This window comes from Vibrio sp. R15-SG3-ISO1A (genome assembly GCF_059833955.1).
This window is the reverse complement of sequence record NZ_JCBDGH010000047.1, coordinates 1-25,205: the sequence shown is the minus strand read 5'-3', so window position 1 is coordinate 25,205 and position 25,205 is coordinate 1. Positions and strand designations below refer to the sequence as shown.

Annotated in this window: 24 protein-coding genes; 21 read left to right on the top strand and 3 right to left on the bottom strand. The window is 50.1% G+C overall.

All coding sequences use genetic code 11. The features are described 5' to 3' along the window. Positions 1-7: 7 nt before the first annotated feature. Together AC6R0L_RS07035 and argS are read right to left on the bottom strand one after the other, a co-directional pair. Positions 8-436: an HIT family protein gene (locus AC6R0L_RS07035; RefSeq protein ID WP_500628710.1), complete on the bottom strand. Its 429-nt coding sequence runs from the start codon at positions 434-436 to the stop codon at positions 8-10. A 91-nt stretch (positions 437-527) separates the two neighbouring features. Beyond that, positions 528-2,261 (bottom strand): arginine--tRNA ligase, encoded by a 1,734-nt coding sequence (gene argS / locus AC6R0L_RS07030; protein WP_334551121.1) that lies wholly within the window; start codon positions 2,259-2,261, stop codon positions 528-530. 245 nt (positions 2,262-2,506) lie between these two features. Between argS and AC6R0L_RS07025 the strand changes: the two genes are divergently transcribed. Beyond that, complete coding sequence (locus AC6R0L_RS07025) at positions 2,507-3,103, top strand: VOC family protein (RefSeq protein ID WP_500628709.1); 597 nt, start codon at positions 2,507-2,509, stop codon at positions 3,101-3,103. Here AC6R0L_RS07025 and AC6R0L_RS07020 read toward each other — a convergent pair. Continuing rightward, positions 3,095-5,869 (bottom strand): insulinase family protein, encoded by a 2,775-nt coding sequence (locus tag AC6R0L_RS07020; RefSeq protein WP_500628708.1) that lies wholly within the window; start codon positions 5,867-5,869, stop codon positions 3,095-3,097. The genes AC6R0L_RS07025 and AC6R0L_RS07020 overlap by 9 nt on opposite strands. A gap of 313 nt (positions 5,870-6,182) precedes the next feature. On the opposite strand from AC6R0L_RS07020, the gene sixA reads away from it, so the two are divergent. The 20 genes from sixA to AC6R0L_RS06920 all read left to right on the top strand — a co-directional run bounded on the left by sixA (position 6,183) and on the right by AC6R0L_RS06920 (position 25,191). Continuing rightward, entirely contained in the window at positions 6,183-6,647 is a 465-nt protein-coding gene (sixA, locus tag AC6R0L_RS07015) for a phosphohistidine phosphatase SixA (protein ID WP_500628707.1), read from the top strand. A 169-nt stretch (positions 6,648-6,816) separates the two neighbouring features. Then, entirely contained in the window at positions 6,817-8,910 is a 2,094-nt protein-coding gene (gene flhA, locus AC6R0L_RS07010) for a flagellar biosynthesis protein FlhA (RefSeq protein ID WP_500628706.1), read from the top strand. Between the two features lie 29 nt (positions 8,911-8,939). After that, positions 8,940-10,439, top strand: a complete 1,500-nt coding sequence (gene flhF / locus AC6R0L_RS07005; protein ID WP_500628705.1) for a flagellar biosynthesis GTPase FlhF — start codon at positions 8,940-8,942, stop codon at positions 10,437-10,439. Positions 10,440-10,452: 13 nt separating this feature from the next. Then, positions 10,453-11,340: a MinD/ParA family protein gene (locus tag AC6R0L_RS07000; protein ID WP_334551112.1), complete on the top strand. Its 888-nt coding sequence runs from the start codon at positions 10,453-10,455 to the stop codon at positions 11,338-11,340. Then, positions 11,333-12,067 carry an RNA polymerase sigma factor FliA gene (locus tag AC6R0L_RS06995; RefSeq protein ID WP_500628704.1) on the top strand — a complete coding sequence of 245 codons (735 nt, stop codon included), beginning with the start codon at positions 11,333-11,335 and terminating at the stop codon, positions 12,065-12,067. The genes AC6R0L_RS07000 and AC6R0L_RS06995 overlap by 8 nt, the downstream gene beginning before the upstream one ends. Positions 12,068-12,111: 44 nt before the next feature. Then, the gene (gene cheY / locus AC6R0L_RS06990) at positions 12,112-12,480 is read left to right on the top strand and encodes a chemotaxis response regulator CheY (RefSeq protein WP_017635949.1); all 369 of its coding nucleotides are present in this window, start codon (positions 12,112-12,114) and stop codon (positions 12,478-12,480) included. Positions 12,481-12,521: 41 nt separating this feature from the next. Further along, positions 12,522-13,241: a protein phosphatase CheZ gene (locus AC6R0L_RS06985; protein ID WP_500625771.1), complete on the top strand. Its 720-nt coding sequence runs from the start codon at positions 12,522-12,524 to the stop codon at positions 13,239-13,241. A gap of 9 nt (positions 13,242-13,250) precedes the next feature. Further along, positions 13,251-15,494: a chemotaxis protein CheA gene (locus AC6R0L_RS06980; RefSeq protein WP_500628703.1), complete on the top strand. Its 2,244-nt coding sequence runs from the start codon at positions 13,251-13,253 to the stop codon at positions 15,492-15,494. 24 nt (positions 15,495-15,518) lie between these two features. After that, complete coding sequence (locus AC6R0L_RS06975; protein WP_500628702.1) at positions 15,519-16,655, top strand: protein-glutamate methylesterase/protein-glutamine glutaminase; 1,137 nt, start codon at positions 15,519-15,521, stop codon at positions 16,653-16,655. A 10-nt stretch (positions 16,656-16,665) separates the two neighbouring features. Next, complete coding sequence (locus AC6R0L_RS06970; protein WP_487903592.1) at positions 16,666-17,442, top strand: ParA family protein; 777 nt, start codon at positions 16,666-16,668, stop codon at positions 17,440-17,442. Next, positions 17,435-18,526, top strand: coding sequence for a chemotaxis protein CheW (locus AC6R0L_RS06965; RefSeq protein WP_500628701.1), 1,092 nt, complete (start codon positions 17,435-17,437; stop codon positions 18,524-18,526). Before AC6R0L_RS06970 ends, AC6R0L_RS06965 begins: the two co-directional genes overlap by 8 nt. 37 nt (positions 18,527-18,563) lie before the next feature. Further along, on the top strand, positions 18,564-19,058 hold the full coding sequence (locus AC6R0L_RS06960) for a chemotaxis protein CheW (protein ID WP_006959436.1): 495 nt from the start codon (positions 18,564-18,566) through the stop codon (positions 19,056-19,058). Then, a complete protein-coding gene (locus tag AC6R0L_RS06955; protein WP_500628700.1) occupies positions 19,058-19,546 on the top strand; it encodes a DUF2802 domain-containing protein in 489 nt (162 codons plus the stop codon). Before AC6R0L_RS06960 ends, AC6R0L_RS06955 begins: the two co-directional genes overlap by 1 nt. A 252-nt stretch (positions 19,547-19,798) precedes the next feature. Continuing rightward, positions 19,799-20,419 carry a cytochrome c biogenesis heme-transporting ATPase CcmA gene (gene ccmA, locus AC6R0L_RS06950; RefSeq protein ID WP_500625776.1) on the top strand — a complete coding sequence of 207 codons (621 nt, stop codon included), beginning with the start codon at positions 19,799-19,801 and terminating at the stop codon, positions 20,417-20,419. A gap of 2 nt (positions 20,420-20,421) precedes the next feature. Beyond that, on the top strand, positions 20,422-21,090 hold the full coding sequence (gene ccmB / locus AC6R0L_RS06945) for a heme exporter protein CcmB (RefSeq protein WP_334551096.1): 669 nt from the start codon (positions 20,422-20,424) through the stop codon (positions 21,088-21,090). 121 nt (positions 21,091-21,211) lie between these two features. Further along, positions 21,212-21,994: a heme ABC transporter permease gene (locus AC6R0L_RS06940; protein WP_500628699.1), complete on the top strand. Its 783-nt coding sequence runs from the start codon at positions 21,212-21,214 to the stop codon at positions 21,992-21,994. A gap of 2 nt (positions 21,995-21,996) precedes the next feature. Next, positions 21,997-22,203, top strand: a complete 207-nt coding sequence (gene ccmD, locus AC6R0L_RS06935; protein ID WP_334551093.1) for a heme exporter protein CcmD — start codon at positions 21,997-21,999, stop codon at positions 22,201-22,203. Then, on the top strand, positions 22,200-22,685 hold the full coding sequence (gene ccmE, locus AC6R0L_RS06930) for a cytochrome c maturation protein CcmE (RefSeq protein WP_334551092.1): 486 nt from the start codon (positions 22,200-22,202) through the stop codon (positions 22,683-22,685). Before ccmD ends, ccmE begins: the two co-directional genes overlap by 4 nt. Next, on the top strand, positions 22,682-24,640 hold the full coding sequence (locus AC6R0L_RS06925; protein ID WP_500628698.1) for a heme lyase CcmF/NrfE family subunit: 1,959 nt from the start codon (positions 22,682-22,684) through the stop codon (positions 24,638-24,640). The genes ccmE and AC6R0L_RS06925 overlap by 4 nt, the downstream gene beginning before the upstream one ends. Continuing rightward, a complete protein-coding gene (locus AC6R0L_RS06920; RefSeq protein WP_487903597.1) occupies positions 24,637-25,191 on the top strand; it encodes a DsbE family thiol:disulfide interchange protein in 555 nt (184 codons plus the stop codon). The genes AC6R0L_RS06925 and AC6R0L_RS06920 overlap by 4 nt, the downstream gene beginning before the upstream one ends. Positions 25,192-25,205: the final 14 nt, after the last annotated feature.

Here is a 25,205-nt window from a genome sequence, read left to right as displayed (position 1 = left end):
CAGAAGTTCAAACTCGTGTAAACAAGTGACTAAGCGACAGAACATTGCTCAAGCGAGTTGCTATCTCAGTTTGTGCCTCGTCGCTACGATGTTCGCCCGGCGTATTGCCCCAAACAGGGCCAGGCCAAGCCACATCATCCTTAAAGCGAGCGATATGGTGAATGTGCAGTTGCGGCACCATGTTTCCGAGCGCCCCAAGGTTCAGTTTGTCAGGTCGAAAGGTGGCTTCCAGAGCTTGGCTCACCGCTTGTGATTCCAGCAAAAACTGTTGCTGTTCTTGCATCGGCAAATGGTGCAGTTCTTTGAGTTGCGCTCGTTTGGGCACCAAGATAACCCAAGGCACGGCACTGTCTTTGTGTAGCAGCGCAACACAGAGTGGGAAGTGGCCAAGTAAGGTCGTGTCTTTAACCAGCTGGGGATGAAGTTCAAAACTCATGGTGAGGGTCCTTAGTCCATGGATAACAAAAAGGTTGATGCTTTCACACCAACCTTCGTTTCGTCGCCTGAATGGTCAAGGCTAGGCGCGATTACATGCGCTCAAGGGTATCGATACCCAACAGAGAAAGACCTTGTTTGATGGTCTTTGCGGTCAATGCCGCCAGTTTTAAGCGGCTTTGCTTGATGGACTCATCTTCGCTGCTCAAAATTGGGCATGCTTCGTAGAAGCTAGAGAATTGACCCGCTAACTCAAACAGGTAGCTACACATGATGTGAGGCTGACCTTCGCGAGCCACTGACTGTACTGCTTCTTCAAATTGCAGAAGCTTAGCGATCAGCGCTTTCTCTTTCTCTTCCGTCACTTTAATCTCACCAGACAACGCGTCCATCTCGATTCCCGCTTTGGCGAAGATCGACGCAACACGCGTGTAGGCATACTGCATGTAAGGCGCAGTATTGCCTTCAAAGGCGAGCATGTTGTCCCAGTCAAACACATAATCCGTGGTACGGTGCTTAGAGAGATCCGCGTATTTCACCGCTGCCATCGCTACGGTCGTCGCGATGTTGGTTTTCTCTTGCGCATCAAGATCCGGGTTTTTCGATTCGATCAGTTTGATGGCACGCTCTTGCGCTTCATCCAACAGATCAGCAAGGCGCACAGTGCCGCCCGCGCGAGTTTTGAATGGGCGACCATCTTTGCCAAGCATCATACCGAATGCGTGGTGCTCAAGGGTAACCTCTTCTGGTACGTAACCTGCCTTACGAACGATCGTCCACGCTTGCATTAGGTGCTGATGCTGACGTGAGTCGATAAAGTACAACACACGATCAGCGCCTAGCGTTTCGTAGCGGTATTTGGCACACGCAATGTCTGTTGTGGTGTAGAGGAAGCCGCCATCGCGTTTTTGGATGATGACACCCATAGGCTCACCGTCTTTGTTCTTGTACTCGTCAAGGAAGACGACCTGCGCGCCATCGTCTTCTTGCGCCAAGCCTTTCTCTTTGAGATCGGCAACGATGCCCGGCAGCATGTCGTTGTACATGCTTTCACCCATGACGTCGTCACGCGTCAAAGAAACGTTGAGGCGATCATAGTTGCGCTGGTTCTGGATCATGGTGACATCCACCAGTTTTTTCCACATTTCTGCGCAGTATTCGTCACCACCTTGCAGTTTGACCACGTAGTTACGGGCTTTCTCTGCAAATGCTTCATCTTCGTCGTAGAGCTTTTTCGATTCGCGGTAGAAGGCTTCAAGATCCGACAGTTCCATCGACACTTCGCCAGACTCTTTCTGCACGCGCTCTAGGTTGGCAATCAACATACCAAATTGCGTGCCCCAGTCACCGATGTGGTTAGCGCGAATCACTTTGTGGCCCAAAAACTCCAGTGTGCGCACCACCGCATCACCAATGATGGTTGAGCGCAAGTGACCAACGTGCATCTCTTTGGCGACGTTTGGCGCTGAGTAGTCTGCGACGATGGTTTGCTGCGCTTCAGCCGCCACGCCAAGGCGCGCATCAGCAAGCGCTGCATCGGCTTGTTTTGCAAGGAAGGCTTCATCAAGGAAGATGTTAATGAAACCTGGGCCAGCGATTTCCGTTTTGCTGGCGATGCCATCGAGGTCTAGTACGTCCAATACTTTTTGTGCAAATTCTCGTGGGTTGGTGCCGAGTTTTTTCGCGACGCCCATAACGCCGTTCGCTTGGTAGTCACCAAACTGTGGTTTTGCAGATTGACGTACCGCTGCAGGGCTGCCTGCAGGTGCGCCAGCGGCTTCTAGAGCCTGAGAAACTTTGTCATTAATAAGTGCTTGGATATTCACTCGCGCTTCCTTCAATTCTCGGGAATTGGTTGGGTATGCATTCAATTTCGGCGAGCAGATGGGCATCTTGCTGCGCATAATATCCGTGGGGATAGGGTGAATGCATATCTCGATCTAGTTCATAAATTGGCGCACATAATAACAACTTTATCGCGGCGCTTATAGGGACTTAATTGGGAAATTTTCTACTTTTCAGCGCGAACTTGTTACTATTGCCGCCATCTCAACGTATTGGATGCAAAACCATGGCTCAATCCCTGTCAGACGCAGCGCTGTTGCCAGCGCAAATGAAAGCTAATTTAGATAACTTCATGCATAAAATTCGCGATTTAAGCGAGTTGCTGCATTTGGATTTGAGTCCTTATCAGGCGGATCACATCGCAATGCGCATCAATGACAATGCGTTGGCTGAACTTGCCCATCAGGCTTGGCGTGAAGAGGGTAAGGAAATCTCGACAGCGCGTATTAATGGCCGTCCCATCGTCGTGCTTGAGTTTGATCAACCTCTTGAAAGCTTGGGCTGGTCGATTGAGTGCTTAGAGCTGCCTTATCCGGCTCCCGGAAAAGTGTATCCAGAGCAGAGTTGGGAACATGTTGAATTTGTGGTTCCCTCACAGGCACAAGATGCCGAGGCTTACCTTGAAGAGATCAAACATCGTTTTCCGCTATTGAAAGCGCATTGGGAGAAGCTGGATGAGATGGGAGTGAAAGTGAAATTGTCGAGTCCGAAAGGAGAGGGCGAGCGGCTCAGCAACCCGACGGTCGCCTTTAAATATCAAGGGGTGTGCATCAAGCTCCACCCCCATTCGTTAAAGGCCATTGTGGCGTCTGAGTTAGCCTAGTTCGACATCTTTAGGTCGGAGTTGGAACTGTTCGATAGAGCCAATCTCTAGACCTAAATTGAGCGGCGGGGCATCACTGTGTGCGTTGCCTTGAGTGTGCATGATCAAACGATCGGCGGTGCGCGGTTTGAGTTTATTGACCACGAAGCGAATCATGTCCGTTCTGGTCAGGCTCTTAAGTTCACGCAGTACCACTTCTTTCTGATTAAACTCTTTGTCTTTATTACCAATCGCGACCCAAAGACGCTGCGCGCGGCCGCGCAATGTGGTATCCGGGGTGGCGATTTGGTTCCAAAGCCCTTTCTTACTGCTGTGCCATTGGTACTCGTTCAGTTCAAGCAATACCATGTAAAAAGCATTAAGGAACTCGTCAATCGACGCAATTAAATCAATCGGAGCGGCATTGGGCGACTGTACGTACAACACAATACCGGGGTGTTTGTTGAGGGGCAGATTGCCGGTGCCCACCATATACCCCAGTTGCTGTTTGGTGCGAATTTCATGGAAAAATGTCGCCGACATCAAATGGTTTGCTAACGAGTAGAGGGCGATGTTTCTTGGCGAGGAATCCTCGCATTGGTAATAAAGCACCACCGCTGAGTCTTCTTGGTTGCAGTTCACTTCTCGTTGGAAGGTGCCGTTTTCGCCAAGCATGACCAATGGACGCAGTGCTTCTTCATACTGCTGATTTTTGACGCGCAACGCGTGTTTCAATGTCTCACCGAGGGCGAGCGCATCGCGTTTGGTCCAGTCACCATAGACGAACATCTCAACGTGCAACTCGGCTAAAATAGCATCAACAAAACGTGCTAGCTCGTCGACGTTAATGGTATCTAGCGCGTCAAGTAACGTCGCATACGGTGGGTTATTGGGTTGGAGTATGCCTGTTAGTGCATTGAACAACTGCGATATAGGGCGATCTTGCGCCGAGTTTTGCCAATTTCGTTTCAACTGCGCTTTGATGGTCTCAAAACGTTGAGCACTGAACTCTCGCGCTGCAAATCGTTTCAGGATCATCGCCATCAACTCGGGTTGTTTCTGGCTAAAACCGGAGAGGGTGAGCGTCACGCCCCCTTGATGTGCGTACATGTTGTAGCCAAGACCGGCGATTTCAGCTTGGTAGGTCTCTTTGGCCAGCGAGTCTAAAAACATCTCCACACACAGACGCGTCATGACAATATTGCGCGGATTGGCGACCGCATGTGGGCTATCAATCGCCACATAGACAACGCCTTTTGGCACGCGAAACTCGCTGTCTTGCATGTGCCAGAGAGTAAATCCAGGCAAATTCTCAAGGATTTCAGGGACAAGCTGATGCTCAGCAATAGGCTGAGGATCGAGATCGTAGGCGATAAACGGGTTTTTCTCTGGCAGAGCAAACGTCAGCGTTGATGGCGCGTGATAGAACGCCATCTGTTCATCACTGAGTGGCTTAACCGAGTAGGGCGTGAAGTACCATTTGGCTTGCTGGTCACACGGCAAGTTTTTGGCAATCACGGTGATGCGCAGGTTCTGCGGCGTGAAATAGCCCATCAATTCGCGCAGTAAAGCCTCATCGTAGCCCGCCATCATAAAGTCGCCGTAGACGATGTCTTGTGCTTGGTAATGCTGCATGTTGACGACCAAATGGCTGACTAAATCGAGTGGGCGAGTCGGCTCTTGAAAACGAAACGCTGACTCCAACACGGCGCGTTTTTCCATGTAGCGCCATTCGTCAAAACCGTGCGCTTTGATTAAAGTCAGGTAGCTAAACACCGCCTGAACCAGTTCATCAATGTGCTCAAGCCCTTCAGGAGTCAGTGCGCAGCTGACGGTAAATTCGCGGTAGTTGCTGCCACTGGTGCCGCCCCCTGCGGACAACGAAGTGATCCACCCAGCGTCTTTGAGTGCCAACATCAAGCTGCCTTCGCCTTCATAGCCAAGCAAATGAGCGAAATAAGAGAGAGGCTTGGTTTGATAATGATTATCCATGCTTGGCATGGGGAAGGTGAGGATGATTTTTCGCAGATCTTTAACCGGTTCGACATTAACACGGATAGCGGTGGAACCCGGATGAGTGTAGGGCGCCTCTATCTGCTTGCCCGCCAAGCGCTGATTGCGCACTGTGGTGAATTTCTCTCGCACCCATTCCTCAAGTTGAGACAACGACTGCGGGCCGACCACTGTGAGTGTCATGAGATCCGCTGAGTAGTGATCACGGTGAAAGGCAACGATTTCGTCGCGGATCGATTGGCCTTCTCGGTCGCCTAAGGTGTCGATATTACCCACTGAAAACTTGCTAAACGGGTGAGCAGGATTCACCAACTCTTTGTGGACTTGGTACAGTCGGCGCGAGTCATCATTGAGTTTCAGTTTGTATTCAGAATCGACCGCTTGGCGTTCTTTATCGAGTGCTTCGGAGTTAAACAGAGGCGCGGTGAAGAACTGACTGAAACGATCTAGGCCCGATTCAAATGCCGTGGGTGAGACATCGAAAAAGAAGCAGGTATGTTCAGTGCCCGTCCAAGCGTTATTTGACCCACCGTGTTGACTAATAAAACTTTGGAACTCCCCCACTTTAGGATATTTCTCTGTGCCGAGAAATAGCATGTGCTCAAGGTAATGGGCTAATCCTTGACGATCTTCCGGGTCGTCGAAGTGACCGACATTCACCGCCAATGCCGCAGCGGATTTCTGTGCGTTTTTATCGTGAATCAACAATACCCTCAAGCCATTGTCCAACTCGAGATAATGGTATTGATTGGTATCATTTGGGCTAATGTGCACGATGTTCTCCAAAAAGTGGGCGAGTGATGTGAATGGCGATTAGGGTAATGCAAATAGTCGTCGTTCTTTTTAACAATTATGAACGCGATGTGCCTGTCTGCAAACCATATCGTCAAGAAAAGTCATTGATTTTATGAAACGCTCGTCGGTACCTGCCTGAGATTGCGATCGTTTCGTCAACAATTCATTAATAAAATCGGTGTCTTTAGCCACGCTCTTGATATACTTGAGAGTAAAAATGGCCAGCAGGACTGGCACGATAATAAATTCGCCACGTCGAATGGGCGCTGGCAGGGTAGTGTAGGATTTAGCCATGAAAATTTTTATTATGCGCCATGGGGAAGCAGAGCATTTTGCCGACAGTGATGCCCAGCGTGAGTTAACCGCGAATGGTCGACAAGCGTCTCTAGCGGTCGCAAAAGCGTGTGTCGAGCAGGGCTATCGCTCTTTTGATAAGGTTCTTGTCAGCCCTTATATACGTGCTCAGCAGACATGGCAGGAGATCGCTCACTGCTTTGACGCCAATAAAGTAGAGACACTGGATGACATCACGCCCTATGGGGACTCTGAGCAAGTCGCGCAGTATCTTGACGCCTTGATTGATGTTGAGCAGCTAGAGTCTGTGTTGCTCGTCTCTCACTTACCTCTGGTCGGATATTTGACCGCGGAGTTTGTGGTGGATATGGCGCCGCCACTGTTCCCTACCTCAGGGTTGGCTTGTGTCGATTACCAACCTCAGACCAAACAAGGCGAGTTGCTGTTTAACCTCAGACCCTAACGCCGTCAGCAATATTCAGGCGTGAACGTCAGTCGTGCTATAGGTGTCACTTCGAAAGATGGGTCGCCTAGATCTTGTCTCTAGCCAGTTTTTTGACAACATCACTGGACTAAAAATTGCATAAAGAGCTGACGTTGACTCTTTTTCCATAGATTCTCATTACTTACCTATGAAGTTTTCTTTGCCGTTTGCAGATAAGCTGCCACCGATACCTCAGCGAGCCTTACCCGCGATAGGCGCGCCTGTCATGGTGCTGTCGACATTGGCGATGATCGTATTGCCGATCCCGCCTTTTTTGCTTGATTTGTCTTTTACCTTCAACATCGCTTTGGCGATGGTGGTGCTGCTTGTCACGGTTTACACACGACGCCCGCTTGATTTTGCGGCTTTCCCCACGGTACTGCTGATTGCGACCTTGCTGCGTTTGGCACTCAACGTTGCTTCAACGCGTGTGGTACTGCTGTACGGTCATGAAGGACCTGAAGCGGCAGGTTCTGTGATTGAAGCCTTCGGTAACGTGGTGATTGGTGGTAACTACGCTGTCGGTTTGGTGGTCTTTCTCATCTTGATGATCATCAACTTTATGGTCGTGACCAAAGGTGCAGGCCGTATCTCTGAGGTGAGTGCTCGCTTTACCTTGGATGCTTTGCCAGGTAAGCAAATGGCCATTGACGCAGACTTGAACGCGGGACTTATCGACCAAGATCAAGCGCGTACTCGACGTCAAGAAGTGACCAAAGAAGCCGATTTCTACGGTTCGATGGACGGTGCGTCAAAATTTGTTAAAGGTGACGCCATCGCCGGTATCTTGATTCTGTTTATCAACATTATCGGCGGCTTATCGATCGGTATGGCGCAATACGGCCTCGGCTTTGGTGAAGCGATTCAAATCTATACCTTGCTGACTATTGGTGATGGTTTGGTCGCCCAGATCCCATCATTGTTGTTGTCGATTGGCGCCGCGATCATGGTGACGCGTCAAAATACAGACGAGGACATGGGGCAGCAGGTTGTCTTTCAGATGTTTGACAACCCCAAGGCGCTGATGATCACCGCCGCGATTTTGTTTGTCATGGGCATCGTTCCGGGTATGCCTCATTTCGCGTTTTTGCTCCTCGCTCTGTTAGCGGGCGGCGGCGCGTACCTCATACAACGTAAGCAGAAAAAACAGGCCGAGAGCAAGAACCTGCCCGCCACGCAAGAAACTGAAGCCCCCACGCCGAAAGAGCTCTCTTGGGATGACGTTCAGCCGGTCGATACTATTGGTCTTGAGGTGGGCTACCGCTTGATCCCATTGGTGGATAAAGACCAAGGGGGCGAACTGCTTGAGCGAGTGAAAGGGGTACGTAAAAAACTGTCTCAAGATTTTGGTTTCCTCATTCCAGCAGTGCACATTCGCGATAACCTTGAATTGACGCCAAATAGCTACCGCATCACTTTAATGGGCGTTGCGGTAGGCGAGGCGGAAATTCGCCCAGATATGGAGCTGGCAATCAACCCAGGCCAAGTGTACGGCATGATTGAGGGTGAACCGACCATTGACCCCGCGTTTGGACTTGAAGCGGTGTGGATTCGCGAGGAGCAGCGCGAGCATGCTCAGGCATTAGGCTACACCGTCGTTGACTCGTCCACGGTATTGGCGACGCACTTAAGTCAGCTGTTGACCAACAACGCCTCTCAACTGCTCGGTCATGAAGAAGTACAAAATCTACTTGAAATGTTGGGCCGCAGCGCGCCGAAGTTGGTGGAAAACTTTGTACCCGATCAGCTGCAACTTGGCGTCGTGGTGAAAGTTCTGCAAAACTTACTCAACGAAGCCGTGCCCATTCGAGACATTCGTACCATCGTTCAGACCTTGTCGGAATACTCATCAAAGAGTCAAGAACCCGACATCCTAACGGCCGCTGCACGAATCTCATTGAAGCGCTTAATCGTTCAGGAAATCAATGGTATAGAGCCAGAGTTGCCGGTTATTACCTTGATTCCTGAGCTGGAACAAATATTGCATCAGACAATGCAAACTTCGGGAGGAGAGTCCGCAGGGATAGAACCTGGTTTGGCAGAGCGATTGCAATCATCACTGAGCCATGCCACACAAGAACAAGAGCTCAAAGGTGAGCCTGCTGTGCTCCTGACATCAGGGGTGTTGCGTTCAACCTTAGCCAAGTTCGTGAAGAATACGATTCCATCACTGCGTGTGCTGTCATACCAAGAAATACCTGACGAAAAACAAATCCGCATTGTTCAAGCTGTCGGTAACTAGAACAGAGTCGGTAAAACACGGTATCTAATTTGAAAATTAAACGATTTTTTGCAAAAGACATGCGTGGCGCTCTGCTTCAAGTGAAAGCAGAGTTAGGCGATGACGCAGTAATCATGTCGAACAAAAAAGTCGCTGGTGGCGTAGAAATCGTGGCGGCTGTTGATGGAGATTCCGCAGCGAAGCGAGCGGCGCCAAGTCACAGCTACAACTCCAACCCACGACATGTCCCTGCCTCTCAGTCCGCTAACCAGCATAGCCAAGCCAGTGCGAGCTTAGCCTCATCAAATCAGCGTCGCCTTGATGATGACAAGGTGAGCCTGCAATCACAAGGGGATTCAGGGCGCTCGATGACCAAGCGTTTTGCCAATATGCTGGCCCAATATCGTGGCGGGACTCCGCCTCGTGATGAGGAAGAAGAAGACTCGCTGGCGGCGTTGTTGAAGCGTCAAAATACCTCTTATAAATCCGGTCAGGATAACGATGTTCGCGTACGTGAAGATTCGCCTTTGGCCAAGCTGATTGCAGAAGACCGCCGTATTGAAAAACCGGCTGCGCGCTTGGATCCTTCTCGTTATGAGCGTGGTCGCGCGCAAGAATCAGCGATGCCCAACGAAGATTTTGAAGAGATGAAAGAGGAAATGTCCTCGATTCGTCGTCTGCTTGAGCATCAAGTATCGGGGTTAATGTGGCAAGAAGTGGAGCGAAGAGAGCCCCTTAGAGCCATGTTAATTAAGCGCCTTGAGCGGATGGGCGTCTCTTCGGATTTGGCCGATCAATTAGCGTGTTACATACCTGAAGACACGCCGCCTACCAAAGCATGGAAAGCATTGCTGGGTTTAGTCTCAGACCAGATTCCTATCTCCAAACAAGACATCCTTAAACGCGGTGGCGTGGTCGCATTACTTGGCCCAACCGGTGTGGGGAAAACCACGACAGTGGCCAAATTAGCCGCACGCGCTGCCATGGAGTTTGGCGCGGACAACGTGGCGCTTGTGACCACAGATACTTATCGAATTGGTGCTCATGAACAGTTGGCTATTTATGGTCGAATTATGGGGTGCCCAGTAAAAGTTGCTAAAGATTCCAATGAATTAGCCGATGTTATTTATCAGTTGAGAAATCGTCGCCTAATTTTGGTCGATACTGCCGGCATGGGACAGCGCGATGTCCGATTGTCAGAGCAGCTTGACACCCTAATGCACGAAATTGGTGAAGTGATTCATAGCTACTTGGTACTGCCTGCCACGGCGCAGCGCAAAGTATTACAAGAGACCATTGATCACTTTAAACGTATTCCACTTTCTGGATGTATTTTGACCAAGCTCGATGAGTCACTGAGTTTGGGAGAGTTTGTCAGTGTTGTAGTGCAAAACGCATTGCCCGTCGCGTATATCGCGAACGGACAACGTGTACCAGAAGACATTGTGATTGCTCAGCCAAAATACATGGTAGCGAAAGCAAATGAGTTGCTAGAGAAGTCGACAGATAACGAACCTCACTATTGGAATAGTGACGCAGACAGGTTCTAGGCGGCGGACGATTATGACGAAGAATATGATTCAAGACCAAGCTAGCGGGCTACGCCGCTTAACCCAACCCTCGTTGACCAAAGTTATTTCGGTAACCGGAGGCAAAGGCGGAGTTGGTAAGTCAAACGTAACCTTAGGTATGGCAATTTGTATGGCGCGCCAAGGTAAAAAAGTCATGGTGCTCGATGCTGACTTAGGTCTGGCCAACGTGGACGTGATGCTCGGTATTCGACCTAAACGCAATTTAGGCCATGTATTGGCCGGAGAGTGTGACCTGCAAGACGCCATCGTTGAAGGGCCACACGGTATCCGCATCATTCCTGCAACGTCAGGGACACAGTCGATGACCGAACTCTCCCACGCGCAACATGTGGGCTTGATTCGCGCTTTTGGCAGTCTCGAAGACGAAATGGATGTGCTGTTGATTGATACAGCGGCAGGCATTTCTGATATGGTAGTGAGTTTTTCGCGCGCGGCCCAAGATGTGGTTGTCGTCGTGTGTGATGAACCTACGTCAATTACCGATGCGTATGCTTTAATTAAACTATTGAACAAGGACCACCAAGTGCAGCGATTCAAAATTGTTGCAAATATGGTCAGAAGCTATCGAGAAGGCCGAGAATTGTTCGCAAAGTTGACCTTGGTCACAGAGCGATTCTTGAATGTGAGTCTTGAGCTCGTAGCATGTATTCCTTTAGATGATAAAGTTCGACAAGCTGTTAAAAAGCAAAAGATTGTTGTGGACGCCTTCCCGCGCTCCCCTGCGGCTCTCGCCATCGGTTCATTGGCCAGTAAAGCGCTAACTTGGCCAATTCCGAAAGTGCCGAGTGGACATCTTGAGTTTTTTGTAGAACGCTTAGTAAATAAGAATGAGATGCTAGAGGAACCGTTTGGTGAATAAGGCCCTGACCTACGACCAATATGCCAATCACGATAGCCAGCGAGCGTTTTTAGAAAAATACTCGGTGCTGGTGAAGCGTATTGCTCACCATTTGCTTGGACGTTTGCCTCCGAGTGTGCAGGTAGAAGATCTTATTCAGGCGGGCATGATTGGTCTGCTAGAGGCACAAAAAAACTACGATGGTAGTAAAGGCGCCAGTTTTGAAACGTATGCAGGCATACGGATTCGAGGCGCGATGTTGGATGACATCCGACGTGGAGACTGGGTTCCTCGCTCTGTGCATAAGAACAACCGAGAAATCAGTCAAGCTATCGCATCGTTGGAAGGGCAACTGAATCGAGACCCAACCGATGCGGAAGTGGCGCAGTTTATGGGCATCAGCCTGGATCAGTACCACACCATACTAACGGACATTAACTGTTCACGTTTGGTTGGGATAGAGGACTTAGGCGTCTCGGAAGATTCGATTTCGCCTGAGGACCAAGAGGAAGACAATGTCCCTTTTAAAGGGGTGGCAGATGAGTATTTTCGCGCCGCACTTGTCGACTCGATCAAATCTCTACCAGAACGAGAGGCACTAGTACTTTCGCTTTATTACGATGAAGAGTTAAACTTGAAAGAAATCGGTGAGGTAATTGGGGTTAGCGAGTCACGCGTTAGCCAGATACTAAGCCAATCAATGCAACGTCTACGCACAAAGTTGAGTGCTTGGACAAATAATGACTAACATCACTGATATCAAACTCAGTGGAGGCAATTTTGAATAAAAACATGAAAATCCTAATTGTTGATGACTTTTCAACAATGCGCCGAATCGTTAAGAACTTACTTCGTGACTTGGGTTTTAATAACACTCAAGAAGCCGACGATGGTTTGACTGCGTTACCTATGCTGAAAAAGGGTGATTTCGACTTTGTCGTGACCGACTGGAACATGCCAGGCATGCAAGGTATTGACCTACTCAAACACATTCGCGCCGATGCTGAGCTTAAGCACCTTCCTGTTTTGATGATTACTGCGGAAGCAAAGCGTGAACAGATCATTGAGGCGGCACAAGCGGGTGTGAACGGCTACATCGTTAAGCCATTTACCGCGGCAACACTAAAAGAAAAACTAGACAAAATTTTTGAGCGTTTATAAGTCAAGGAATTGACGACGTGGCGCAATAGGCCAAATTCAGAATGATTTCATTAGAACAGGCAAAACAACTTGTCGAACTATTAGAAAACGGTCAACAGCAGGAAGCAGACCTTCTTGTTAAAGACATTCATGAATCAAATGCCAATCCGATGCTTCAAGAGATTGGCGAGTTAACCCGTGATCTGCACGAGTCTATCAAGCAGTTTACGCTGAGCGAACGAGTTAACGAAATCGCGAATGACGAAATTCCTGATGCAAGGGATCGCCTCCAATACGTCATTGACAAGACAGAAGTCGCCGCGAACAAAACCATGGATGCCGTCGACCGTTGTATGCCGATTGCAGACAATCTGCACGAAGGGCTACTGAAGGTACGTCCTCAGTGGAACGAATTGATGCACGGGCGCATTGACCTTGCAGAGTTCAAAGCCTTGTGCCATCGCATTGATGACCTGCTCGGTCAAGTCGAAGGCGACAGTTCAGAGTTACGCGGTCAGTTGACGGAAATACTGATGGCTCAAGATTTCCAAGATTTGACCGGACAAATTATTAGACGCGTGATTACTTTGGTTAGTGAAGTTGAAGCACGATTAGTTGAGATTCTCACTGCGTTTGGCGCAAGCCAGTTGGAAGGCAGCACAGATAACAAGAATAAAGCATCTACGGATCCGGAAGGGCCAATCCTTAACCCTCATGAAAGGGATGATGCCGTTTCATCACAAGACGAAGTGGACGACTTGCTCTCTAGTCTTGGGTTTTAGAGGTAACATATGAGCTTTGATTTAGACGAAGATATTCTTCAGGACTTTTTGGTAGAAGCGGGTGAGATTCTAGAACTACTGTCTGAGCAGTTGGTAGAATTGGAAAACAACCCAGATGACAGAGATTTGCTCAACGCCATTTTCCGTGGTTTCCACACGGTGAAAGGGGGCGCAGGGTTTCTCTCTTTGACTGAGCTTGTTGACACATGTCACGGCGCAGAGAATGTGTTTGATACGCTGCGTAATGGCCAGCGTCAGGTCGATTCTGGCTTGATGGATACCATGCTGCAAGCACTCGACACCGTCAATGAACAGTTTCAGGCTGTCCAAGACAGAGACACGTTAACGCCTGCTGACCCTGCGCTTCTTGAGGAACTTCATCGTCTAAGCAAACCGGCTTCAGAAGATGAGGTGCCCCAAGCCGAAGCGCCCGTTGACCCTGAGCCTGTCGTCGAAGAGCCGGTTGTTGTCGAAGAACCTGTAGTCGAAGAACCTATCGGGGAAGCGCCAACTGCAGATGCAGCCCCGTCAGGCTCTGGCGGTTCTATCGACGAAATCACCCAAGACGAATTTGAAAAGCTACTTGATGAGCTTCACGGCAAGGGCAGTGCACCCGGTAAAGAAGCCGAAGCGCAGTCATCAGCTGCTCCAGCGCCAAGTGCAGACATGAGCGGTGATATCACCGATGATGAATTTGAAAAGCTGCTTGATGAACTTCACGGGGTCGGCAAAGGACCAGGTGAAAATGAAACGGCAGCGGCGTCTGCTCCGCCGCCACCGCCACCACCGAGCCCTGCGGCTGGTGATGGCGATCTAATGACTGATGAAGAGTTCGAGAAGCTGTTGGACAACCTGCATGGTGCAGGTAAAGGTCCATCAGTGGAAGAACTCGAAGCGGCCACGAAGCCAGTGCCACCTAAACCTGCTGCGACGCCATCTTCTGCACCAAGTCAACCGGCTCCAGCGGCGGCTCCAAAAGCGCAGCCTGCTGCAAAACCAGCCCCTGCCGCGAAGGCAGAGGCAGCGCCACCTCCAGCGAAGAAAGAGGCGTCTGCTCCGGCCAAGAAACCTCAAGCGGAAGCCACGGTCCGCGTGGATACTTCAACCCTCGATGTCATCATGAACATGGTGGGCGAGCTAGTGTTGGTGCGTAACCGCTTACTCAGTTTGGGGCTTAATAGCAACGATGAAGAGATGTCCAAAGCGGTCGCGAACTTAGACGTTGTCACTGCGGACTTGCAAGGCGCGGTCATGAAAACGCGCATGCAGCCGATTAAGAAAGTGTTTGGTCGTTTCCCGCGAGTGGTTCGAGACTTGGCGCGTAGCCTGAATAAAGACATCACGCTGGAAATGCGCGGTGAAGAGACAGACTTAGATAAAAACCTAGTTGAGGCGCTTGCCGATCCATTGATCCACTTGGTTCGAAACTCGGTGGATCACGGTGTAGAAATGCCCGACGATCGCGTTGCCGCTGGCAAGCCGCGCACGGGTAAAGTGATTCTGTCTGCCTCGCAAGAAGGTGATCATATTGAGCTGGCTATTGTCGATGACGGTGGCGGTATGGACCCAGATAAGCTCCGTGCGATTGCCGTTAAACGTGGCATGATGGATGAAGACGCAGCGTCTCGCCTCACCGACAAAGAGTGTTTCAACCTGATCTTCATGCCAGGTTTCTCAAGTAAAGAGAAGATTTCTGACATCTCTGGTCGCGGTGTGGGTATGGACGTGGTGAAAACGGCCATCAATACCTTAAACGGCTCGATCGATATTGACTCAGAGCTCGGTAAAGGCACCAAGATTACGATCAAAGTACCTCTGACACTGGCGATTTTGCCAACCTTGATGGTTGGGGTGGCCGGGCATCCATTTGCGTTGCCTTTGGCAAGTGTCAACGAGATCTTCCATTTGGATTTAAGCCGCACCAACGTCGTCGATGGCCAGTTGACGATCATTGTTCGAGACAAATCTATTCCGCTGTTCTATCTGCAAAACTGGCTAGCACCGAGTGCGGGGAAAGTCGAGCTACGTAAAGGGCATGGTCATGTGGTTATCGTTCAACTAGGAAGCCAGCGTGTTGGCTTTGTTGTGGATACCTTGATTGGACAAGAAGAAGTCGTCATCAAGCCGCTTGATAAGTTGTTGCAAGGGACGCCGGGTATGGCGGGGGCAACGATTACCAGTGATGGTCACATTGCTTTGATTCTTGATGTGCCTGATCTGCTGAAGCAATACGCAGCGGCATCACGCATCTAACGGTGCGTAAATAGAAGGATTTATATGGCAATCAAAGTATTAGTTGTTGACGATTCGAGCTTCTTTCGCCGTCGTGTTAGCGAGATCATTAACTCTGAGCCTAAGCTTGAAGTGATGGATGTCGCAACCAACGGCAAAGAGGCGGTGCAAAAAGCACTGTCGCTTAAGCCTGACGTCATCACTATGGACATCGAAATGCCTATTATGGACGGCATCACTGCCGTCCGCGAAATTATGGCGCAAAGCCCTGTTCCGATTTTGATGTTTTCATCATTGACACACGATGGTGCGAAAGCGACCCTCGATGCGCTGGAAGCCGGAGCGTTGGACTTTTTGCCGAAAAAGTTTGAAGACATCGCGCGCAATCGAGATGAAGCGGTGACGTTGCTGCAACAAAGAGTGTTGCAAATCGCCTCTCGTCGAACCTTTATGCGCCGTCCGGTGGCAAAACCGGCGACGCCCGCGCCAAGAAGTACGCCGACCTCATCTGCGCTTCGATCGACCTCAGCAGCAAGAACGGCACCAAGCGCCGCCACACCGTCGCGTCCGGCGGTGAATGCGACGCGCTTTAAAGCCAGTGGTAAAAAATATCAGTTAACGGCTATCGGAACCTCCACCGGTGGCCCGGTCGCCTTGCAAAAAATTCTCACCAAATTGCCTGCAAACTATCCGCATCCGATTGTGCTTATTCAGCACATGCCTGCGACGTTTACCGCGGCGTTTGCGAGTCGCTTAAACTCGCTGTGTAAAATCACCGTTAAAGAAGCAGAAGATGGCGATATGCTAAGACCAGGCGTGGCGTATCTCGCGCCAGGTGGTATGCAGATGATGATTGATGGCCGCCCAGGTAGCGCTAAACTGCGTGTGATCGATGGCGGTGAGCGGATGAACTACAAACCTTGTGTCGATGTCACCTTTGGCAGTGCAGCCAAAGTGTATGGTGATCAAGTGTTGTCGATGGTACTGACGGGTATGGGGGCGGATGGTCGCGAAGGCGCACGAATGCTGAAAAATGCCGGCGCAACGATTTGGGCGCAGGATGAAGAGAGCTGTGTGGTGTATGGCATGCCTCAAGCTGTGGCTAAAGCCGGACTCTCCAGTGAAGATCTACCTCTAGACCGCATTCCAGAGCGAATGTTGGTTGAGCTTGGACTCGCGTAGAGGTGGCGACATGATAGTTTGGAGTATTGCAAACCAAAAAGGCGGCGTAGGCAAAACCACCACCACCATTACGCTGGCGGGCTTATTAAGCCAGCAAGGTAAACGGGTGTTATTGGTCGATACCGATCCGCATGCCTCTTTGACGACCTATCTTGGTTATGATTCCGACAGCGTACCTGCCAGTTTGTTTGATCTTTTTCAGCTCAAGGATTATACCCCAAGCACCGTCAATCCTTTGATCATGAACTCGGACATTGAAGGCATTGATCTGATTCCGGCGCACATGTCTTTAGCGACCCTGGATCGCGTGATGGGTAACCGCAGCGGTATGGGGTTAATTCTAAAGCGCGCTTTGCTCGCGATTCGAGATCAATACGATTATGTGTTGATTGATTGCCCACCTATCTTAGGGGTGATGATGGTCAATGCTTTGGCGGCGAGCGATCGAATTTTGATTCCGGTTCAGACCGAGTTTTTGGCCATGAAAGGCTTAGAGCGCATGGTTCGCACGTTGGCGATCATGCAGAAGTCTCGTAATCGTGCATTCAAAGTGACGATAGTCCCCACCATGTACGACAAGCGGACTCGCGCGTCGCTGCAAACCCTGCAGCAGCTTAAGAAAGATTACCCGAATCAGGTGTGGTCTTCGGCCATTCCGATTGATACCAAATTTCGTGATGCGAGCTTAAAGCATTTACCTGTCTCACACTTTGCGGCAGGCAGTCGCGGTGTGTTTGCCTACAAGCAGCTGTTGATTCATTTAGAGAGGTTAGCGCTCAATGAGTAACAACGCGTTGCTGTCAGGTGAACAGGCACTGGATGATTATTTTGCCGCTTTGCTCGACGAAGAGGTGGAGCTAGAAGAGACTCAGGTCGCCGCGCCACAAGATGAATCGTCGGACACAGTCGAGCCAATGCATGCGGTTGAAGCGTCATGGGAGCCAGAGCCACAAGTGCAGCCCGTGGCTGAAAACAGCTACATCTTACAGTCGACGGTCGATTTGGAAGTGCCCAATCTTGAAGACGTAGAAAGGCTGCTCAAACAGCTCGAGTCGACGAATCCTGTTGCTGACTTACAATTAGAAGAGGTCATGGAGCAGAATACGGCTGCGATTGCTCAGGTTGAACCTGACATTGTGAAGCCAGAAGTCGAAGAGATTCAAGATTGGGTGATCGATGAACCCCTAGCCCCAACACAAGAGGCGGAGGCGTTCGTTGAAGAGGATGTTGCGAATTTCGAACCGCCGCTGACTGAGGTGGTCGATGAGGCGCCCATCGCTGAGGTTCCTGTCGCAGAGGTACCTTTTGCTGAAGTACCTATTGCTGAAGTGGAGCAGCATATTGAATCCACGGTCGAGGTGCAGAGCGAACTCGAGACATCCAGTGGCAATGCGCTAGACAACTGGCAAAGCACCGAGCGTCACGTATCGTTTCAGGTGCTCTACTTTGAGGTGAATGGCGTGACCTTTGCGGTGCCACTCGATGAGCTTGGCGGCATTCACCGTATTGGCGATCTGAATCATTTAATTGGTCGACCAACATGGTATTTGGGCCTACAAACCAATCGAGACTCTCAGCTTGATGTGGTGGATACCGCGAAATGGGTCATGGCCGAAAAGCTGAAAGATGATAGCTATAAAGACGAATATCAATACATTGTTATGCTTGGTGAGAGCCTTTGGGGACTTGCAAGCACGCAATTGCTGGGTACTGAGTCGCTCAGCCCTGAAAAGGTACGCTGGCGCGTGACGGCCGGGAAGCGTCCGTGGCTTGCGGGTATGGTAAAAGAAAAAATGTGTGCTTTGGTTCACGTTGAGGCATTGATAGCTATGCTTAATGCAGGACTTGATGTTAAAGCACTAGATAAATAAGTTCATTTAAGGCCAATTTGGGCAGAGAGGAATAGGTATGTCTCAAACGAATGAAGTCGAAGTAAGAAAAGACCAGTCCAATGACGAAGTACTTCAGTGGGTGACGTTCCAACTAGAAGAAGAAACTTACGGTATTAACGTAATGCAAGTGCGTGAAGTGCTGCGCTACACCGAAATCGCGCCAGTACCGGGTGCGCCAGATTATGTACTGGGTATTATCAACCTTCGTGGTAACGTCGTCACTGTCATCGATACGCGTTCACGTTTTGGTCTCATGGAAGGTGAGATCACAGACAACACTCGCATCATTGTGATTGAGTCTGAGCACCAAGTGATCGGTATTCTGGTTGATAGTGTGGCTGAAGTGGTTTACCTCCGTTCTTCTGAAATCGATACAACACCAAGTGTCGGCACTGACGAAAGCGCCAAGTTCATTCAGGGTGTGAGCAACCGTGATGGTAAGCTGCTTATCCTTGTGGACTTGAACAAGCTGTTGACTGACGAAGAATGGGATGAGATGGCTCACCTATAATGGATATCTTCGCTGTAGCTCCCGCACCTGTGTTAGCAGGGGCGGTGGCGTTCGTGTTTTTGTTTCTTTTGCTTGCGCTGTTTCGCCTCAAGCGAGGTCAAGTGAGAACGGCCGATCATTTTCGCCAGCAGCAACGGCATTTTGATAAAGAGCTGCAAAAGGCCAATAAGCAGCTTTTAGAAGTGCGCTCGGTTGTCGTTGGGCTTGGACAAAGGATCAGCGAGCAGCAGGACATCATTCAGCACCTCAATGAACGCGTGACAGAACTTGAGCAAGAGGACAGTGATGGGCGTCTCTATTCAAGAGCGACCAAAATGGTCCAACTCGGGGCTGATTTGGATGAGTTGATTGAGCAGTGTGAGCTTCCCAAGGCGGAAGCGGAGCTGATGATGTCATTACAGAAGAAATTAGCGGGAGAGGAGAAGATTCCTCCACTCCAGAGCACACCAAGACGTCAAGAGGCGCGCAAACGCCCGGTACGAAAGTGACATTATCAAATTAGCAGTGTCGCAAATAGTGAGGATGCCCATTCAGGCATCCTTTTTTCTTTCACCCTATCCATAAGGGGTAGAGTGTGAAATTCACATCGCTGTAAATCACAATTTTCACGCCGAAAGCATAAACATAATCAATTATTAACAGAATCTTACGTAGTTTCGTGAGCCTAGGTCAGTGTTGGTAGTTTTGTCGTGAAAAGGCTGTGGTAAACTAGCGGCTCGAAAATGGTTGATTGGTCATACATGTTACAAGTCTCGCAACTGACGGCGATCCGAGATGAAAGAGTGTTGTTTGAATCGCTCTCTTTCGATATAGAGCCAGGTGAATTAGTACAAATTGAAGGGCGCAACGGCACCGGCAAAACGACGTTGCTGCGTATTATTACGGGTCTTGGTGACAAAGAGTGCGGAGACATTACTTGGCGCGGTGAATCTGTGCTCTCCAATCGTGAAGCCTTCCATCAAGACTTGCTGTTTCTCGGCCACCAGACCGGCATCAAGCGCGAACTCACCGCGTACGAAAATTTGCGTTTTTATCTCGGCCTGCACAGCCAGCAAGCGCTCACGAAAACCGATATCTATAACGCTTTGGTCAAAGTTGGACTGGCAGGGCGAGAGGATGTCCCAGTGGGGCAGCTGTCTGCGGGGCAGCAGCGGCGAGTAGCATTGGCAAGGTTGTGGCTCAGTGAACATAAATTGTGGATTTTAGATGAGCCTCTCACGGCCATCGATAAGCAAGGCGTCAAGGTGTTAGAAGCGCTCTTTTTGCAACATGCAGAGCAAGGGGGCATAGTGATTTTGACAACGCACCAAGACATGTTTGCCGACAATCCCATCCTTAGAAAAATTAAGTTAGGTGACTAGCCATGCTCGCAGCTATGAACACGATAATTCGCCGTGAGTTGCTGATCGCGTTTCGCCGTCAAGCGGATATTTTTAACCCATTGTGGTTCTTTATTATTGTCATCACGCTCTTTCCGCTCAGCATCGGGCCTGAGCCCAATTTGTTGGCTCGCATTGCTGCAGGCATCGTTTGGGTCGCGGCACTGTTGTCGGCGCTGCTCTCCTTAGAGCGTCTGTTTAGGGATGACTTTCAAGACGGTTCACTTGAGCAGATGATGCTGATGCCCATTCCATTGCCGCTGGTGGTGATGTCAAAGGTGTTGGCGCACTGGCTGTTAACGGGATTGCCGCTCATTCTGATTAGCCCGCTGCTCGCCATATTACTATCGCTGGATTTTAATACTTGGCTTGGTGTCGTGCTCACACTCTTGATTGGTACGCCCACGCTGAGCTTTATTGGAGCGATAGGCGTTGCGCTGACTGTTGGTCTGCAGAAAGGTGGCGTGCTGCTGAGTTTATTGGTGCTGCCGCTCTATATACCTATTTTGATTTTTGCGACCTCCGCGATTGATGCGGCATCGCTTGGCATGGCGTATAACGGACAGTTGGCGATACTTGGTGCCATGCTGATGGGATCGATGACGTTAACGCCATTTGCGATCAGTGCAGCACTTAGGGTAAGTGTGACTTGATTGTTTTGAATCAAGCACGAAAAATTCCCTTTCTATACATTACATAACGACAATAAATAAACCGACCGACCCGTTGATGAATTTTGCGGGACGGTGCCCAGAAGTAAGAGTGAGTAAAACGATGTGGAAATGGCTCCATCCTTATGCCAAGCCAGAAGCCGCTTACCGATTGTGCGGTAAGTGCTTACCTTGGTTTTCCGTTTTAGCCTTGGTGTGTCTCGTCGCCGGAACCGTGTGGGGGCTGGCCTTTGCGCCTTCTGACTACCAACAAGGCGACAGTTTTAGAATCATCTATATCCATGTACCCTCTGCGATCTGGTCGATGGGCGTCTATATGTCGATGGCGATTGCCGCGTTTATCGGATTGGTGTGGCAAGTCCGCTTATCGGATATGGCTGCCTCTGCGATGGCACCAATTGGCGCGGTGTATACCTTCATTGCCTTATTAACGGGGGCTGTGTGGGGCAAACCGATGTGGGGTACATGGTGGGTATGGGACGCTCGCCTAACATCCGAGCTGATTCTGTTGTTTCTCTACCTTGGCGTGATTGCTCTGTATCACGCGTTTGATGATCAAAAAACCGCCGCCAAAGCAGCCGGTATTTTAGCGATTGTTGGTGTGGTTAATTTGCCTATCATTCACTTCTCAGTGGAATGGTGGAACACCTTGCATCAGGGCGCCACCATTACCAAGTTCGAAAAGCCTTCTATCTCGGCGAACATGCTGTGGCCTTTACTCTTGAACATCTTTGGTTTTGCGTTTTTCTTTGCCAGCCTGACCATGGTTCGCTTGAGAAATGAAATTTTGGCTAAAGAGAGCCACCGCCCGTGGGTGGTTCAACTCGCCACAGAACGGTTCGCTACAGAACCATCCGCCAAAAAAGAATCCAAGCAGGAGGCCTAACCATGCATTTTGATAGCTTAAGTGATTTTTGGGCAATGGGCGGTTATGCCGGCTATGTGTGGAGTGCGTTTGGAATCACGTTTTTGTCGATGTGGATACTCTGGGTGGTCAGTGTGAAGCGTGGCAAAGGCATCTTGCGCGATGTGAAAGCAAAAGTAGACCGCCAAGCACGAATCGAAGCGGCGAAAAATTTGGAGAACACCTTATGAACCCAAGACGTAAAAAGAGACTCAGTATTGTCCTCGCTATTTTTGTCGGCATCTCTGCGACCGTGGGTTTGATGCTCTATGCCCTAAACCAAAACATGGATCTTTTCTATACACCAACCGAGTTGGTTAACGGTAAGCCAGATGGCACCAAACCAGAAGTGGGTCAACGCCTTCGCATTGGTGGCATGGTGGTAGAAGGGTCAGTTAAGCGCGATCCGCAATCTTTGCGTGTGTCGTTCGATTTACATGATATCGGCCCGAAAGTGACCATTTACTACGATGGCATTCTGCCTGACCTATTTCGCGAGGGGCAAGGGATTGTGGCGCAAGGCGTACTAAAAAACGCGACCACCATTGAGGCGTTTGAAGTGTTAGCGAAGCACGACGAAGAGTACATGCCGCCTGAAGTGGCCGAAGCGATGAAGAAGACCCACGAACCGCTTCAGTACACTCAAGAGCAAAAACAAGGAAGTGACCAATGATTGCTGAGATTGGCCATTTTGCGCTGATTATTTCTCTCGCCATGGCAGTGCTTTTGAGCATTTTGCCACTGGTCGGTGCATCGCGTAACAATACGCTTTTGATGAACACTGCAAGACCGCTCTCTTGGGGGATGTTCTTGCTGCTGTTGGTGTCGTTTGCCATCTTGTTGTGGGCGTTTTATACCAACGACTTCACCTTGAACTATGTGGCAAGTAACTCCAACACGCAATTGCCTTGGTACTATCGACTGACCGCGGTTTGGGGCGCCCATGAAGGCTCATTGCTGCTGTGGGTTCTTATCCAAGCGGGTTGGACGGTTGCGGTGGCAAGCTTTAGTCGAGGCATGCCACAAGAATCGGTCGCACGCGTACTGGCGGTGATGGGTCTGATCACGGTAGGCTTTTTGCTGTTTATCATCGTCACCTCGAATCCGTTTTTACGTACTTTGCCGTACTTCCCGGTCGATGGCCGTGATTTAAATCCGTTGCTGCAAGACCCGGGTTTGATCATTCACCCACCCATGCTCTACATGGGGTACGTAGGCTTTTCGGTTGCTTTCTCATTTGCGATCGCCTCGCTGATGACCGGCCGACTTGATACGGCATGGGCGCGTTGGTCTCGTCCATGGACAACCGCCGCTTGGCTTTTCCTCACACTAGGTATCGCGTTAGGCTCATGGTGGGCTTACTACGAGTTAGGTTGGGGAGGCTGGTGGTTCTGGGATCCAGTTGAAAACGCCTCTTTCATGCCTTGGCTTGCAGGGACTGCGCTGATGCACTCACTCGCTGTGACCGAAAAACGCGGCACGTTCAAAGCGTGGACCGTGCTACTGGCTATATCGGCATTCTCGCTCAGCTTATTGGGCACCTTCTTAGTGCGCTCCGGCATTCTTGTCTCGGTGCATGCTTTCGCCTCCGATCCATCACGCGGGATGTTTATCCTTGGCTTCTTGGTGTTTGTTATCGGCGGCTCACTGCTTTTGTTTGCGCTCAAAGGCGCGTCGGTTCGTGTGCGTGGCAACTTCGAGTTGATATCACGCGAAAATGCGCTGTTGGTTAACAACGTGTTGCTGATTGCGGCGTTAGTGGTGGTGTTGGTTGGGACCTTATTGCCTCTGGTGCACAAGCAAATCGGGTTAGGCTCTGTCTCCATTGGTGCGCCATTCTTTGACATGCTGTTTGCCTGGTTGATGGTGCCGTTTGCCTTCTTCCTCGGTATTGGACCGCTGATCCGCTGGAAGCGAGACAACCTCAAAACCGTCAAAATGCCGATGCTTATCTCTGGCGTGGCTTCTTTGTTGCTCGCTGCCTTGTTCACTGTGTGGTTGGCCGATCAGTTCTTAGTAATGGCGTATATCGGTTGGGTGATGGCACTGTGGATCATCTTGCTGCATGGGTTTGAGCTCTACCAACGTGCGACGCACCGTCACCCTTTCTGGAGTGGTGTGAAAAAACTTCAGCGTAGTCACTGGGCGATGATGCTGGGCCACATCGGTCTCGCGGTTTCGATTATCGGTATCGCCATGGTGCAAAACTACAGTATCGAACGTGATGTCCGTTTGGCACCTGGCGAGCATTTCCAAATTCAAGGTTATGACTTCTATTTTGAAGGCTTACGAGACAAAGATGGCCCCAACTATGATGGCTATATTGCCGATTTTGAAATTACCCTCAACGGTAAATACATCAATACCTTGCATGCAGAGAAACGCTTCTACCGCACGGCGCGCTCCATGATGACTGAAGCGGCGATCGATCGAGGGATAACGCGCGATCTCTACATCGCGATGGGCGAGCAACTCGACGACAACAAATCTTGGGCTGTGCGTATCTACTACAAACCGTTTGTGCGTTGGATTTGGGCGGGGGCTCTGTTGATGTCGCTCGGCGGCGCGATTGCCATCAGTGATAAGCGTTATCGATTTAGAAAGAATACCCAGCAGGAGGCATCATGAGTAAGAAGCTACTGTTTATTCCCTTGGTGGCCTTTTTGGGGCTGGTGAGCGTTTTTGCCACCCAGCTCATCAAAAACCAACACGGTGATGATCCCACAAAACTGGAGTCGGTCTTGGTCGGTAAAACGGTGCCAGAGTTTCGCTTAGAAGATCTGGCGGAACCGGGCAAACTGTACGATCAACAGATTTTTGTTGGCGAGCCTTTGCTACTCAATGTCTGGGCAACGTGGTGCCCAACCTGCTATGCGGAGCATCAGTATCTTAATGAGTTGGCTAGTCAAGGCGTTAAAATCATCGGACTGAACTACAAGGACGATCGCACCAAGGCGGTCGGTTGGCTCAATGATCTCGGCAACCCGTATCTCATCAGCCTGTTTGACGGCAATGGCATGCTGGGCCTCGATCTTGGTGTTTATGGCGCGCCAGAGACGTTCCTCATTGATGCAAATGGCGTGATTCAGTACCGCCATGTGGGTGATGTGAACGCACGCAACTGGGCAGAGAAGCTAGGGCCAATGTACCAACGTATGGTTGAGGAAGCAGTACAATGATTCGAAAGAGCGTT

Coding starts and splice junctions, on each gene's coding strand:
- AC6R0L_RS07035 (WP_500628710.1), bottom strand. CDS start 436: ATGAGTTTTGAACTTCATCCCCAGCTGGTTAAAGACACGACCTTACTT.
- AC6R0L_RS07025 (WP_500628709.1), top strand. CDS start 2,507: ATGGCTCAATCCCTGTCAGACGCAGCGCTGTTGCCAGCGCAAATGAAA.
- sixA (WP_500628707.1), top strand. CDS start 6,183: ATGAAAATTTTTATTATGCGCCATGGGGAAGCAGAGCATTTTGCCGAC.
- flhA (WP_500628706.1), top strand. CDS start 6,817: ATGAAGTTTTCTTTGCCGTTTGCAGATAAGCTGCCACCGATACCTCAG.
- AC6R0L_RS07000 (WP_334551112.1), top strand. CDS start 10,453: ATGACGAAGAATATGATTCAAGACCAAGCTAGCGGGCTACGCCGCTTA.
- cheY (WP_017635949.1), top strand. CDS start 12,112: ATGAAAATCCTAATTGTTGATGACTTTTCAACAATGCGCCGAATCGTT.
- AC6R0L_RS06985 (WP_500625771.1), top strand. CDS start 12,522: ATGATTTCATTAGAACAGGCAAAACAACTTGTCGAACTATTAGAAAAC.
- AC6R0L_RS06980 (WP_500628703.1), top strand. CDS start 13,251: ATGAGCTTTGATTTAGACGAAGATATTCTTCAGGACTTTTTGGTAGAA.
- AC6R0L_RS06975 (WP_500628702.1), top strand. CDS start 15,519: ATGGCAATCAAAGTATTAGTTGTTGACGATTCGAGCTTCTTTCGCCGT.
- AC6R0L_RS06970 (WP_487903592.1), top strand. CDS start 16,666: ATGATAGTTTGGAGTATTGCAAACCAAAAAGGCGGCGTAGGCAAAACC.
- AC6R0L_RS06965 (WP_500628701.1), top strand. CDS start 17,435: ATGAGTAACAACGCGTTGCTGTCAGGTGAACAGGCACTGGATGATTAT.
- AC6R0L_RS06960 (WP_006959436.1), top strand. CDS start 18,564: ATGTCTCAAACGAATGAAGTCGAAGTAAGAAAAGACCAGTCCAATGAC.
- AC6R0L_RS06955 (WP_500628700.1), top strand. CDS start 19,058: ATGGATATCTTCGCTGTAGCTCCCGCACCTGTGTTAGCAGGGGCGGTG.
- ccmA (WP_500625776.1), top strand. CDS start 19,799: ATGTTACAAGTCTCGCAACTGACGGCGATCCGAGATGAAAGAGTGTTG.
- ccmB (WP_334551096.1), top strand. CDS start 20,422: ATGCTCGCAGCTATGAACACGATAATTCGCCGTGAGTTGCTGATCGCG.
- AC6R0L_RS06940 (WP_500628699.1), top strand. CDS start 21,212: ATGTGGAAATGGCTCCATCCTTATGCCAAGCCAGAAGCCGCTTACCGA.
- ccmD (WP_334551093.1), top strand. CDS start 21,997: ATGCATTTTGATAGCTTAAGTGATTTTTGGGCAATGGGCGGTTATGCC.
- ccmE (WP_334551092.1), top strand. CDS start 22,200: ATGAACCCAAGACGTAAAAAGAGACTCAGTATTGTCCTCGCTATTTTT.
- AC6R0L_RS06925 (WP_500628698.1), top strand. CDS start 22,682: ATGATTGCTGAGATTGGCCATTTTGCGCTGATTATTTCTCTCGCCATG.
- AC6R0L_RS06920 (WP_487903597.1), top strand. CDS start 24,637: ATGAGTAAGAAGCTACTGTTTATTCCCTTGGTGGCCTTTTTGGGGCTG.